Source organism: Sphingopyxis sp. CCNWLW2, assembly GCF_037095755.1.
Taxonomy (GTDB): Bacteria; Pseudomonadota; Alphaproteobacteria; order Sphingomonadales; family Sphingomonadaceae; genus Sphingopyxis.
The window spans coordinates 279,948-294,157 of the sequence record NZ_JBAWKJ010000003.1 but is presented as its reverse complement, the minus strand read 5'-3'; the positions used below and the strand labels follow the sequence as shown (position 1 = coordinate 294,157).

The following is a 14,210-nucleotide window of genomic DNA, read 5'->3' as shown; positions in this document are numbered from 1 at the left end:
GCCGAAGGGCTTTGCGCCGCGTTTCCCGGCGCTCAACTATAATCGATCCATGCGGAGCCAGGCCTTGTCGCCGATCCATGCCTTCGACAAGGCCTTGTCGGCGGCGGCCGCCTCCAGCCTGTTCCCTTGCGCGGCCTCGCTGCGGCCGAGCCCGTAAAGCGCCCAGCCGTTGTTCGGCGTCTGGGCCAGCGCGGCGCGAAAGGCCTCGCTCGCTTCGCCATAGCGCCGCGCGCGGAACAGCGCCGCGCCCAGCGACTGCTTCACCGGATAATACCAATAGGGCGGCTCCTGATAGGGAAGGCCGGCCTCGATCGCGATCGCCTGACGATAAAAGCCGATGGCCTCGTCGGTGCGGCCCCGCGCGCTTGCGAACCGGCCGCGCGCCACGAGCTCGGCGAGCGAGACCAGATCTCCCGCCGGCACGTCCTGTTCGATCATCGCCTTCATCGCATCCGACGTCCGTATCCTGGTCATCGCCGCCAGTTCGCGATCGAATGCCTTGCGGTCGCGAAGCCCGGCATAGGCGATGCTGCGGGCGAAATGCCGCATCGCCGTCGGATAGGCCAGGCTCGGGTCGGGCGCCGGCATCGCCAATATGGCTTTCGGATCGGCAAATTGCGCCATTGCGAAATAAGGCGCGGCATCGATCGACTGGATCCACGCAATCTGCGCCGACGTCTTGGGATCGAGCAAGGTTCGCAGCCGCTGCGCCTCGCGAATGGCGGTGGGCATGTCGCCGGCCATTTGCGCCGACGTCACGATGAAGTGGACATTGTGCGGATAATAGCCGTAGCGCACGAGCCCGTTGTCGCCGGCGCTGCGGATATATTCCTCGTCCGCGCGCGCGGCGGCGATGTTGACGCGGATCGAATCGGCGTGGCGGCCGCGCAGCTGATAGATATGCCCGGGCATGTGGACGAGGTGCGCCGCGCTGGGCGCCGACGGACTCCCCAGCCGGTCGGCGGCCGCCTCGGCGCGCTGCGGGTCGCTCGCTTCCATCAGATGGATATAGAGATGGTTCGCCTGGACATGGCCGGGATTGCGCTTGAGCACCGCCTCGACAAGCCGCACGGCTTCGCCGCTCCGGCCGACCGATGTCTTCTTGTCAGCCTCCCAATAATTCCACGGGCTTGTGCCCATCACCGCTTCGGCAGTCAGCACCGCCACATCGTCGTCGCCCGGAAACCGGCGTGCGACGTCGAGCATCGCGTCGGCGTAGCTGGCATCGAGCGCGGCGCGGTCGCTATTAGGATCGCGCGAATATCGCTTTGCGACAGCCTCGATCAGTGCTCGCTCCATCGGCGTGGCGGTGCTTCGCAGCGCCATCGCGCGGTCCATCGCGCCCAGCGCGGCGTCGCGATCGCGATCGTCCATCGGCGCATTGATGTTCGGGCCGAGCGCGACGGCTTCGCCCCACCAGCACATCGCGCAATCGCGGTCGAGCCGCTGCGCCTCGCGAAACGAGCGCACCGCGCCCGCATGATTGAAGCCGTAGGTCAGGAGCAGCCCCTGACTGAAATAGCGCCGGGCCTGATCCTTGTCGGTCGAGACCGGAAACGGTGAGGTCGCGAGGTCCGGAAAGAGCGGTATCGGCCTGCCTTCACTGGCGGGCGCCGCGAACGCCGCCGCGACAAGGAGATTCTGCGCCAGGGACGAACCCGCCCGCCGGGCGCCGCAAAACAGGGTCGCGAGACGGCTCGGATCCAGCGCTTCCAGCGCGGCGGCCGAAAAAGCCGGCGGCGGCGTAAAGCTCGTCAGCGAAATCCCGATCCCCACTATCGCCGCGGCTTTGAATGGGCCAAGCATCACAATCCCCCTTCCCCAAAGGTGACCAGAAACAGAAATGCCCAAATATCACGAATAGATTACGCGCCAAAACCGAATCTTAGGTACTCCCTAATCCACTAATATCCAAAGCAAGTTCGGACCAAATCTGTTCGAGCGCGCCTGCCCGGCCCCAGAATGACTTGGGGGTTTTCCGCCGCAGACATGCCCCGCCTCGCCGCGATCCATAGAGACCGCGGTGGAACGGACAACAAGGGAGCCCGGCGATCAGGCCTTCGTCGCAGCCTCATCGGCATATTTGATCGCACAGCCGTAGGGCTGAGCACCATTCCGGCATGGCCGCTGGCAATCCTCGGGATGTTTCGACCTGTTCGCTTTCTCGTGTTGCTTGGCGCGCTTGCGGGCGCGCCGAAGCCCGACGCCGCAGCGCTCGAACCGGCGCTTGCCTTCATGCTGTTCGTGACCTTTATCCAGGTGCCGCTGGCGGCGCCTGGCCACAATGGGCGGCATTCAACCAGGTTCGCGAGAGCGCGCTTTTGCAAAACGGCTTGAGCAGGCGTTGGGCAACCATCCCCGTTGTCCGTCTGACTACCGCCGCCTGACTGGGTGACGCGCGAACTGGCGCACCAGCGGATCAATATCACGATCGAAACGGTCTGCCACTCAATGATCAGCGCCGATAGTCGAGAAGGGGGCCCAAAAGGCCGGCGATGTCCAGCGAGGATCGCGCCGCAATTCGCCTTGCGCTTCCTGGAATGCGGCCGGAACCGACAAGGAAGGATTGGCTGCGATCTTCCTGAAGAATATCTCCATCAGCCGCGCCGTTGCTTCATCGTCGACGTTCCAATGGGATGCAATGACCTCGCGCGCGCCGGCGAACTGGAACGACCGGGCGACGCTGTTGAGGTTACGCGAGGCGATGCCTCTTTCCTCGGTTCCCGTGTTGCAGGCAGAGAGGATGATGGCGGCACGCGCCAGCTGGAATTGCGCGATTTCCGATGCCGACAGAAAGCCGTCATCGTCCGATCGGACATTGCTAGCCGGCGGGGTCAGCACCAGCCCCGGCTCGGCCAGACCGCCGACCTGAGACGCCAGCAGCCCATGGGTCGCAAAGGCGATGAAACGCGGCCGGCTTTCGCGCAAGGCCCCCCGGACATTCCGCTCATCGGCTTCGCTTCCCATCAGCAGACGGCTTCGACCCGGGCCGAAGGATTGCGCGGCCATCTTCAGTTCGGACGCCGTACCCGGAAGCGACACCATCCCCATCAGCATATCGCGATTGGCGATCCCCCGGGTCGCCCAGTCGCCAGGAACGCCCGCCGGCTGCGCCGATGGCACGCCCTGCTTCCCGATCGCCGGATTGCCGACCCCCAGAAACCCCTGCCCCTGCAAACCCGACGATTTGCTTGCCGACCGTCCTGCGCCGGCCGCCTCGCAGCCCGCATGGCGATGCTTTTGATCGACAAGCAGGCAGCGCTGCGCGCGCAGCATGGAAACCGTCGCGAGCGACATGATGACGCGCTCGTCCGCCATCCAGGCGGCGCCTCCGGATTCCCGGGCCGGGGTTCTGGGAAGGAGGCCGAGGGGCAAGGCCGAAAGCGGCCCGCCGATCACCGTGAAGATCCGCCGTCTGCCTCCTAGGTCCTTTTCGACCGGCGCCACCAGATTCGCGTAGATGCGATGCGCGCGTTCAAGATCGATGCCGGTGCCGGGATCCGCATATCCGTCGATCTCTTCGCGAATTCCGGACCGAATGGCATCGACGTCCGATTTCAGTTCGCGCGATCCATAGCCGTCGACACGCGACCAGCCGGCGCCTTTGGCGGTGACCGCAAAGCTGTAGCTCTTCTTTTCGAACGTCACGATCAGAAGCAGAGCCTCGTCGGCATTGAGCAGGCGCTGCAAGCCGGCGAGCGACACGGCTTCAGGGTGCAGAAGATCCCAATAGGCAGGGTCGCGGTCGCGAATCCGGGCCTCGATCGCCTCGATGCCCACGAGAAGCGCGGCGCGGCGCTCGGCAGCCTGCTTACCGACAGCGGGGTCGGGTTTTGCAGCGAGCGCGTCTTCGAAATCGCGTTCCGCGCGTGTCAAATCGGCCAGCGCGGCCTGCCGCTCGCCTTCCCAAACGGCAATTTCGCTATCGCCGCGCGACGCCAGCACCGTCGCGGCGTTGAGGTTGATCGTCGATTCCGAAAGCGTCGCCAGCTGGACATATTCAAACGCCTTGCCGATCGCACGAGGGTCCGGTTCCTGTGCTTTCGCCGCGAAGCTCGCAGCAACTGCGGCCAACAGGAACGACATTCCCGCGTACCGCCGTCGAGGGTGTTGGTTACAAGGAATATTCCGCCGCCCCTTCATTCGCGCCCCACCTCGCCCTCCAATTCGCCGGTTTCGGCATTCCACAGCCAAAGCCCGTTCTCGCTCGATACAGCCAGTCGCGCGCCGTCAGGCGAAAAGGCGAGCCCCGATACGCCCGCGACGAACGTCGCCAGATGCCGGGGTGCCCGAACCCCGCCCGCGAAATAGAGCCAGAGCCGGTTTTGCCGGGTCAACGCATAGGCCTGCTTGCCGCCGGGGGAAAAGCGCACCGCATAGACGGGGTCTTCGGCGGTTCCGATGACGCCCGCGACCGCCGATGCATGGCCGCCAAAGGCGACCTTCTGCGCACTCTGGTCCTGTGCAGCGGCACTCGCGTCCAAGTCCGCCACAACCGAGCAATCCTGCACGTTCCAACGCGTCGATCGAGCAAGATTCGCGATCGCCGGCTCGCCGCGGCTACCCGGTGCAAAGGTCATTCCCAAACCGACGACTTCCGACCCGTCGGCGGAAAAGGCCAGCGCACCAAATGGGCTGACCGGCTCGCCCGAAGCTACCGTCATTTTCTTCACCGGCGCTGAACATAGTTCGTCCCCGCTGTCGGCCGACAGCAGCCTGAACGTGCCATCGTCGCGGATGTCGGCAACCGCGATGCGCGAACCGTTCGCATCGGCAGCAAGCAGGACGCCGTCGACCTTGTCCTGCCGCCAAAGCAGCTTTCCGCTACCGATCTCGAACGCCGCCGTGCCGCCACCGTCAAAAAGGCCGGAAACGATGCCAACGTCGCGGGACGTTGAAATCGTCGCGTCGCGGAGCCGGGCACCACCAGGGATTTTCGCCGAGCGCTCCAATATGTCGGGGTTCGAGGTCAGGAATATGTCGATACCGTCCGATCCGAGCGCCGCCACGCGCCGTCCGTCTCCCGAAATCATCACGGCCGCGTCCTGATCCGCGGGATATTGGGCGATCAGACGCCGGGTGGCGCTGTCCCATTGCCGCAGCGCTTTGCCGTCGCGCTCGCCGATCGCGCTCGACAGCGTGAAGAGGCTCCGCGCGTCTGGGCTGAAGCCGAACGCGCGGATCTTCGCCTTGTGGCCTTGTGCGGAGGCATCCCCGCTCAGCCTGGCGGCCACGCCGCCCGTTTCAGCGGAAAAGACGATAATGGCCCCCGCCTCGGAACCGCTCGCCAGCAGATCGGAATCCGGACTCCAGGCCAGACTGACAACGGTTCCATTGTGCCCCGAAAGCTGATGAAGAAGCGCGCCGCTCTCGGTCGAATAGAGTCGGAGTTTTCCGTCGGGACCGCTGACCGCGATCTTCGCGTCGTCGGGAGATAAGGCTGCCACCTTCACCAGGTCGCCCACCTGAATCGTCCGCGAGGCACCGGTCCGATCGTCCTCGATCGATATGGCTTGCAGCGCCACCCGCGCACGCCTGTGCCCGTCGCCGAACTCGATGGGAAGGTTGCGATCGAACGCAGGAGGAAGATCGCCATATTCGGGTTTGCGCGCCGAAGCGAATGCTGCACGTTCGACATCCCATGATATTTCGCGAGCATATTCCCGGCTTGCGAGCATCCTTCCGTCATCGGAAAATTCGAGGTTTCTTATCGATCCCTCGGGCCGTGGGCTTATCAGCAACGGGGCGTCCGCCGTGGGCTTGCCCGCCGCCGCCGCGAGCGGGGCGAGACGCGATCTGGACCAGTTGATGTCGATCCCCGCTTCGAACAGCCGCGCGAGGTTCAGATAGTCGACTTCTGCGCCTTGCGAACGCCGCGACGCAAGGCGCTTGCGACCGGCGGCTATTGCCCCCTCCACTTCGGTCTCCAGCATCGGCGTATGGCTTTGCCGCGCCAGCTCGACCGATGCTGCCAGTCCAATCGTCGTCAACAGGTCGAGCGAATCATCGGGCGATTTCCCCAGCAACGCAGCCTTGGCACGGGCAAGATCGTCGGCTGCATCGCCGATCGCACCGAGCGCGAGACGATCTTCCGCGATAGCCCGGCTCACTTCGGCGACACGGACCGGGTCGGGGGTTTCCGACTTTTCGAGCGCTTTGAGCGCAAGCTGGCGCGCGCCAACAGCACTCTGCGGATCGCCCAAGCGGCGCAGGATATCCGCGCGCAGGTTCAATCGGCCGACCCGCACCGTGAGCGGCAGGATTCTATCGACGAGCGTGGAAAAGCGGTCGAGCGCCGCGAGCGCGGCGATCGGGCCGTCGAGCGCCTCTTCGCCTCGGCTGCGCTGCAAGAGCAGCGATGCGCGCAGAGCTTCGGTTTCGGCCGTCAACCGGAACAGCGACAAGCGGCGCCACGTAATTTGCAGCCCGGGCGCGAAACCGACCGTTTCCAGCTCGGTGAGGCTCGTCACATCGGACAGCCTGTTCAGTTCGAGATATTGCGCCTCGTCAAGCTCGATGACCTCGCCCGCCGGATGCTTCGAGGCGCCGATGCGGTCGAGAAAGGGGCCAAGCTCGTCGATATCGGCCCGGCCGAGCTCGATGCGAAGTCTGTCATATTGCAAAACCCGTTCGGTTTTGGCGGCTGACGCGCCCGCCCGCTCCAGGTCGGCCAGCAGTGCCTCCACCAGCTGCATTGCTCGCACCGGTTCCCGGTCGTCCTTCAACATTAACGCCAGCGTCAGCCGCGCGCGGGCGCTGCCCTCGGCATTGGGCATGGCGATCGCCGCTTCGAGGATCGAACGGGCATCGGCGCGTCGGCCAAGCGCCAGATAGGCTTCCGCCAGCTTGGTTCGCGATGCGGCCCAATGGGGTCCAAGCATCTCTTCGGTGGCATCCGCACGCGTCAGGATTTCCACGATACCGGCGGGGCGCCCGCTTCGGACCGCTACCTCATAAGCTGCGCGCAGCCGGCCAATATCGCAGGCGATCTCACCATCAATGCAGAGAAGCTCCGTTCCGCTCCGCAGATCGAATATCCGGGTCGGCCCGTCCCAACCCATCGCGAGCAGCCGGCCCCGCGCGACGAGCCTGGAACGATAGACATTGTTGAAGTTGGCGAATGCAACCGGCAGTTCGAGGATACGCTGACCGTCAAGCGACCGGACCAGAGGACGGTTGTCGACGTCGGAAAGCAACGTACCGGCAGTCACATTGACGTCGACAGGGGCGAAGGGCCTCGCCACGGCGACATAGGCTTGCTGTCCGGATTCCAGCGAAAGAACGGATAGCTGCTGTGTGCCCACCCCCGTGCTGATCGCGATCACGGCATGTTCACCGTCCTCAGCGAAACCGCTGAACTCGCAATCTTCGTCAGCTTCGCGAAGTTGCGTCCATTCTGCTATGTCATCGATGCGGCGACGCAATATCCCGCAATTGTCGCTCGCCACGACGATGGTCCCATCATCGAGGAACTGGCTGGCGTCGATCGTCACCGGCGCTTGCAGGAACCGTTCCTCGATCCCGGTCCTGGCATTGTGAATCCGCACGCCCTTGCCGTCCTCGGTTTCGGAAAGCAGAGAGTTGCCGTCAGGCGAGAAGGGAGAGGGGCCGACCTTGCCGATCGTTGCCAGAATCCGGCCGTCGGCCGTGTCGAGCAGATAGCCCGGGGCTCGCGAAGAGCGCCGAAGCAGGATCGTCTCGCTGCCCGGCGATATCACGGGTGCGACGACAAGAGACGGATCGCCATCGGCGAAGGGCGCGTCTAAGACGCGAACGGAATTTGTAGAACGGCGCCACACGAGGACCCGCAAACGATTCTGCTCATCGATACCCAGCGCAACGACATATCCTGCATCGGGTGACGCCGAAAGGCCCCGCCACTGGCGGAGCGTTGTATCGACATGGCCGACCTCTCCCCCCGTTTCGATCGATCGGATCGACAGACGTCCGGTGCTGTCGCCCGCCAGAAGCAATTGTCCGTCAGCGGACAGCCCCGCGATCTGGTCGGCATGCGCGGTACCCGGACCCGCAAGCAACGCAAACGCGAAAAGATACCGCCACCTTGCCAATGATGCCCCCTCCCGAAGATTGGCTATCATCCCTGCGGAGGAGAATCCATCCGGTTACCGAAGAGGTGCGTGGTACAGCAGATGCCTTACCCAACCCGACAAATCCCGCCGGTTGGGATCATCTGCATCTTTGGACGAATAACTGTGGTTGGCAGGTAGCGGACTGGCTGCATTTGGCAATGCAAGGCGCGGAAACAGTCATAGCGACGAACCCGGCTCGCTGCCCGAAGCCTTGCCAGAGTTCACACGACGGACGGTCGCCGGCCGCCCCAGGGCGCAGCGCGCTCGAGCTGACCGGCGAGGCGGAACAAAGTCGCCTCGTCGCCATAGCGCGCGCTGAACATCACCCCGATCGGCAGCCCCGCTTTCGACGTGGCGAGTGGCACCGACATGCTCGGCTGGCCGGTCTGGTTGAATAGAGCGCTGAACGGGCCGAATTCGGTGACGGCCTTATAATAGGCGGCGATGTCGGCAGGCGAGAGGCCGAGGATGCCGAGCTTGACCGGCGGCGATGCCAGTGTGGGCGACAGCAGCAGATCGTAATTGTCCATGAAGTTGGCGACGGTCGTCGCGGCGACGAGCAGATCATTATTCGCCTGGGCGAAATCGATCCCGCTGGTCTTCATCCCCATGTCATAGAAAGCGCGGGTCACGGTCTCGATCATCTCGGGGCCCGCAACGATGCCAGTCGTCGCTTCGCGCGCGCGCAGGTCAGCGGCAATCGATGCGGAGATGATGGTGAAGACCGCGCGGCCGAGGGCGGCATGATCGACGTTCGGCGCGGCTTCCTCGACATGATGACCCAGGCTTTCGCAAAGCTTGGCGGCGTCGCGCACCGCAGCGACGCATTCGGGATCAACCGGCGTGCCCATCGGCGTCGTGACGTTGAGCGCGATACGGAGCTGGCCGGGCTTGCGCAGCACTTCTTCCAGAAAGCTGCGTTCTGGGGTCGGGGCGCCATAGCGCGAACCGGGCTCGATACCGTGGGTTGCGTCAAGCAGCGCCGCGCTGTCGCGTACGCTCCACGTCACTGCATGATGCATCGACATGCCGCCCCAGCCTTCGGTTCGGGGCGGCCCCATTGGCACACGGCCGCGGCTCGGCTTGAGCCCGAACAATCCGCAGCAGGATGCGGGGACGCGGATCGATCCGCCGCCGTCGGTCGCATGCGCGCCAGGAACGACCCCGGCAGCGACGGCGGCTGAGGCGCCGCCACTTGATCCGCCCGGCGTATGGTCGGGATTCCACGGGTTGCGAGTCAGCCCGGTCGCGCGCGATTCGGTGGTGGCGCTCAGACCGAATTCGGGAACGGTGGTTTTGCCGAAAATCACCAGTCCGGCGCGTTCGTAGCGCTTGACCAGCTCCGATGTGACGGTCGCACGGTTGCCCTTATAGTAACGGCTGCCCTGTTCGGTCAGTTCACCGGCAATATAAGTGTTGAGATCCTTGAGCAGCCAGGGAACCCCGGTGAAATGCCCCTTGGGCAGCCCCTTGGCGATCGCAGCGCGGCCATAGTCATAATGTTTCTGCGCCATGAAGTTGAAGCGCGGGTTAAGCGTTTCGGCGCGCGCGATCGCCGCCTCAAGCAACTCGGTTGGCGACGCCTTGCGGCGCTGCACCAATTCGGCCAGCCCTGTCATGTCGTGGGCGCCAAGAATGTCATCCTTCGGCGCCGCAGCGAAAGCGGAGTCGGCGACGAAGGCGGACGCGGACAGTGCCGCCGCCCCCGCCTTCATCATATGGCGCCGCGTGAACGGCGATTGCAGCACGTTATTCGAAACTTCGTCTGTCATAACAATAGCCTCCGGGGCAGCGGTCAGAATTTGGCGCGAATTTCGGCACCGATCTGGCGCGGCGCGCCCCAGGTCACATAGCGCGCGCCCAACTGGTCGGTCGATTGCAGCTGGCCAATGATCGCCTTGTTGGTGACATTGTTGGCGTACAGGCGGAGGCGGTAATTGTCGTCGGGGCTATCCCAGATCAGGCTGAGGTTGAGCAACGCATAGCTCGGCTGCGAATCCAGCGCGGTGTTGAACTCCCGGAAATATTGGGTCGAACGATAGCTGACGTCGGCGCGTCCGGTGATCCGGCCGAAGGACAGCGCATCGGTGCGATAGGCGACCCCCAGATTGCCCGAGAATTTGGGCGCATTGTTGAGCCGGTTGCCGCGCAGATCCTGCACACCGAGGGTGGGATCGAGCGAATCGACATTGCTGAAATTGCTATATTCCGCATCGAGCAGCGACATATTGCCGTTGATCGTCCAGTGGCTGTCGGGCGCCAGCGTCGCTTCAAGCTCAAAGCCCTTCACCCGCGCGCCGGCGGCGTTGGTGATGATGCGCGACAGGCCGATAACCTGCGAAATCTGCAAATTGGTATAGTCATAATAAAAGGCCGAGGCGTTGAGCGTCAGCATATTGTCGAACAGTCGGCTCTTGATCCCACCTTCATAGGCGGTCACCTTTTCCGGGTTGAAGACGTTATTGCAGGCGAAGGCGTTGAAGCCGCCCGCCTTGAAGCCTTTCGAGAAGGTCGCATAGACATTGGCGTTCGCGGCAAGATCGAACTGCGCGCCGATGCGCGGGGTGGTCGACGACCAAGACACTTCGTTCGAAGCCACCGGACAGGTCGAGGTCCGCGGCAGTGCGTTGCCGCCGATGTTGAGCTGGAAATAATTGTCCTGCTCGATCCGCTGGGTGTCCTTCGACACGCGGATGCCGCCGATCAAGCGGAAGCGCTCGGTCAGATCGATGGTCAGGTCGGCGAACGCCGCCTTGCTGCGCGTATTATTGTTGTTCGCGGTAAAATGCAGGATTGTCCCCGGCGGCAGCGGAAAGATGCCGAGCTTGAAATTATATTCCTGCATATAATAGCTGTTGTCGGCCATGTAAAAGAGGCCGCCGACCGCACGCACCGGCCCGATCTCGCCGCTAACGTTCAATTCCTGGGTGAAGGTCTTCGACCGGATATGGCGGAAGACGGGAAAGGCGTCGATCTGGGTCCCGTCGTCGTCGCCGACATATTTGCCATCATTTTTGGCGTAGCCGGTGATCGACTTGATCGTGGCGTCGCCGACATTCCACGTCAGCGTCGCCCCGCCCGAAACATAGTCGCGATCGGAGGTGATCGGACCATTTGCGCTGGTGCGCCACGGATCGAGCGGCACGATCGCATTCGCCAGATAGGGATTTTTCGCGATCGCATCGACCGACGGCTTGTTGTGCAGCGTAAAATAGAGGCTCGGCCCCGTTCCATGCAGTGCCGCGCCGCTGAGATCGAGGGTCAGATTGTCGGTGAGGTCGGCGGCGATGCGTAACCGCCCAGAGAATGTTTCGCCCTTGTCGAGGTCGGGACCGCCGGGGGTCACATTTTTGACAAAGCCATCGCTGCGCCGCGTCCAGTCGGCAACGAAGCGCGCCCGCACGCGGTCACCGAGCGGGACGTTGACCATCCCCTGCAATTTCATTTCGTCATATTCGGCGAGGCCGATGAGCGCATAGCCTTCGAAACGGTCGGTCGGGGCTTTGGTGATGAAGTTCACCGCGCCGCCGGTGGCGTTGCGGCCATAGAGCGTGCCCTGCGGCCCGCGCAGCACTTCGACGCGTTCGAGGTCGGCCTGCGCCAGATCGCCCATCGTCGGCTGCGCCTGATAAACGCCGTCGATATGGATTGCGACGCCCGGCGCGCCCTGGTTGAGCCCGACACCGCGGATGTTGATCGCGGTATTGCCCAAAATCTTGCCGGCCTGCATGCTGGGGACCGCAAATTGCAGGTCCGCCGCGCTGGTGATCCCGCGCTGGGTCAGCGCCTCGCCGCCGATTGCCGTGATCGAGGCAGGGACCTTCTGGACGCTTTCCGAACGCTTTTGCGCGGTAACAACGATTTCGCCGCTATCGGCGGGGGCATCCACCGGCGCGGTGTCGGCCGACTGGGCCAGCACCATTTGCGGCGTCGCCAGCGCCGTCATGGTGGCCGCGCTGTTCAACAGAGCTCTCGATATGCGTCGCATGACTTTCCTCTCCATGATTCGCCTCTAACGGACGTTTTGACATTCTGGGGCCTTCATACCTCAAAACGTCAGGAGCGAGTCAATCATTTTTTACATATGAGTGCATATAAACTCTATATCGTATATGCCATTGTGAAATGGCAGCGGCTCTTGCCGACCAAACCCCTCAAAACCAACCGAATACCGGCAGCATAACGTATCACCCGTCCGGACTGCGCCGCCGCCTCGCGCAACCTCCTTGACGATTTTGGAAATTAGAGGGATTATATGCACCTGATTGTCAAATATCGATTGCCGGTCAGGCAATGCACATCAAGGAGAGAAAAATGACGCATATCGGCGATAACGGCGATGCCGCCGAACTGGCTTTCGACCCCGCGGCGCTACGTGCCAAATATCGCGAAGAGCGCGACCGTCGGCTGCGCGCGGAGGGGACATCGCAATATATCGCGGTCGACGGCGCCTTCTCCCATTTTCTCGAAGATCCCTACGTAGAGCCAGGCTTCACCCGTGCGCCCTTGTCGGACGAAGTCGAAGCGGTCGTCGTAGGCGGCGGCTTTGGCGGGCTGATGGCGGCGGCGCGGTTGCGCGAGGCGGGCATCGACGATGTGCGGATCATCGAGCGCGGCGGCGACTTCGGCGGCACCTGGTATTGGAACCGCTATCCCGGCGCGGCGTGCGACATCGAATCCTATGTCTATATGCCGCTGCTCGAAGAACTCGATTATATCCCGACCGAGAAATACGCCCGCGCTCCCGAGATCTTCGCGCACAGCCGGGCGATCGGACGCCATTTCGGCCTCTATGACAAAGCCTGTTTCCAGACCGCGGTCACCGAACTGCGCTGGGATGAGGCCATCGCCCGCTGGATCGTCTCGACCGATCGCGGCGACGCGATCAAGGCCCGCTTCGTGATCCTGTCGACCGGCCCGCTCCAGCGTCCCAAGCTGCCGGGCATCCCCGGCGTGGAGAGCTTCAAGGGGCAAATGTTCCACACCAGCCGTTGGGACTATGCATATACCGGGGGCGATGCGACAGGCGGCATGACCGGCCTCGCCGGCAAGCGCGTCGGGATCATCGGCACCGGCGCGACTTCGATCCAGGCGGTTCCGCATCTCGCAGAAACCGCGGGCCATCTCTATGTCTTTCAGCGCACGCCCTCGTCGGTCGATGCGCGGCACAACCAGCCAACCGATCCCGCATGGGCCAAAAGCCTGACCCCGGGTTGGCAACAGCGGCGGATGGACAATTTCAACGCGCTGGTCAGCGGCGGGGTCGCCGACGAGGATCTGGTCGCCGACGGCTGGACCGAGATTTTGGGCGGCGTCGGGGTCGAATTGCTCGCGCAGGGCGACGCCCTCGCGCGCATCCAGATGAACGACTTCAAGCGGATGGAGCGCATTCGCGCGCGTGTCGACGCCATCGTCGCCGACCCCGCGACCGCCGAGGCGCTGAAGCCTTATTATGACCAAATGTGCAAACGGCCATGCTTCAACGACGCCTATCTGGAGACCTTCAACCGCGCCAATGTCACGCTGGTCGATACCAAGGGACAGGGCGTCGAGCGGATCACCGAAAAGGGTGTTGTCGTCGATTGCGTCGAGCATGAACTCGACTGCCTGATCTATAGCACCGGCTTCGAATTCCAGACCGACTATGCCCGGCGGGTCGGGTTCCAGACCTATGGCCGCGGCGGGCTGACGCTGACCGACAAATGGGCCGACGGGATTTCGACGCTGCACGGCTTCACCACGCACGGCTTTCCCAATCTGTTCATACTCGGCAATGCACAGACCGCGAACACGCCGAATTTCACCCATATGCTCAACATCTCCAGCCGCCATGTCGCGCACATCGTCCGCCATTGCGCCGACCAGAAACTGGCATCGGTCGAACCCAGCGTGGAAGCCGAGCAGCTATGGGTTGCCGACGTCCTCTCCTTCGCCGGCATGCGCCGCGCCTTCGACGAGGAATGCACGCCGGGCTATTATAACAATGAAGGCATGCCGTCGGACCAGACCGCGCGCGCCGGATTCTATGGCGGCGGACCGATTCTGTTCACGCACAAAATCGACGCGTGGCGCGCCGCCGGCGACCTGCCGGGGATGATCTGCGTGCCGCAATAAGCGCGC

General features: G+C 63.5%; 7 protein-coding genes. 2 read left to right on the top strand and 5 right to left on the bottom strand.

What is annotated here, in order from left to right; genetic code table 11:
- Positions 1–36: 36 nt before the first annotated feature.
- Positions 37–1,806, bottom strand: a complete 1,770-nt coding sequence (locus V8J55_RS18795; protein ID WP_336447129.1) for a hypothetical protein — start codon at positions 1,804–1,806, stop codon at positions 37–39.
- A gap of 183 nt (positions 1,807–1,989) precedes the next feature.
- Between V8J55_RS18795 and V8J55_RS18790 the strand changes: the two genes are divergently transcribed.
- On the top strand, positions 1,990–2,337 hold the full coding sequence (locus tag V8J55_RS18790) for a hypothetical protein (protein ID WP_336447128.1): 348 nt from the start codon (positions 1,990–1,992) through the stop codon (positions 2,335–2,337).
- 111 nt (positions 2,338–2,448) lie between these two features.
- Here the strand turns inward: V8J55_RS18790 and V8J55_RS18785 are convergent, their stop codons facing one another.
- The 4 genes from V8J55_RS18785 to V8J55_RS18770 all read right to left on the bottom strand — a co-directional run bounded on the left by V8J55_RS18785 (position 2,449) and on the right by V8J55_RS18770 (position 12,054).
- Positions 2,449–4,086 carry a CHAT domain-containing protein gene (locus tag V8J55_RS18785; protein WP_336447127.1) on the bottom strand — a complete coding sequence of 546 codons (1,638 nt, stop codon included), beginning with the start codon at positions 4,084–4,086 and terminating at the stop codon, positions 2,449–2,451.
- A 53-nt stretch (positions 4,087–4,139) separates the two neighbouring features.
- Positions 4,140–8,069, bottom strand: a complete 3,930-nt coding sequence (locus V8J55_RS18780; RefSeq protein ID WP_336447126.1) for a WD40 repeat domain-containing protein — start codon at positions 8,067–8,069, stop codon at positions 4,140–4,142.
- Between the two features lie 242 nt (positions 8,070–8,311).
- Positions 8,312–9,862: an amidase gene (locus V8J55_RS18775; protein WP_336447125.1), complete on the bottom strand. Its 1,551-nt coding sequence runs from the start codon at positions 9,860–9,862 to the stop codon at positions 8,312–8,314.
- Between the two features lie 23 nt (positions 9,863–9,885).
- On the bottom strand, positions 9,886–12,054 hold the full coding sequence (locus tag V8J55_RS18770; RefSeq protein ID WP_336447124.1) for a TonB-dependent receptor: 2,169 nt from the start codon (positions 12,052–12,054) through the stop codon (positions 9,886–9,888).
- Positions 12,055–12,404: 350 nt separating this feature from the next.
- Here V8J55_RS18770 and V8J55_RS18765 point away from each other — a divergent pair, with 350 nt between their 5' ends.
- On the top strand, positions 12,405–14,204 hold the full coding sequence (locus V8J55_RS18765; RefSeq protein ID WP_336447123.1) for a flavin-containing monooxygenase: 1,800 nt from the start codon (positions 12,405–12,407) through the stop codon (positions 14,202–14,204).
- The last annotated feature ends 6 nt before the right edge of the window (positions 14,205–14,210 follow it).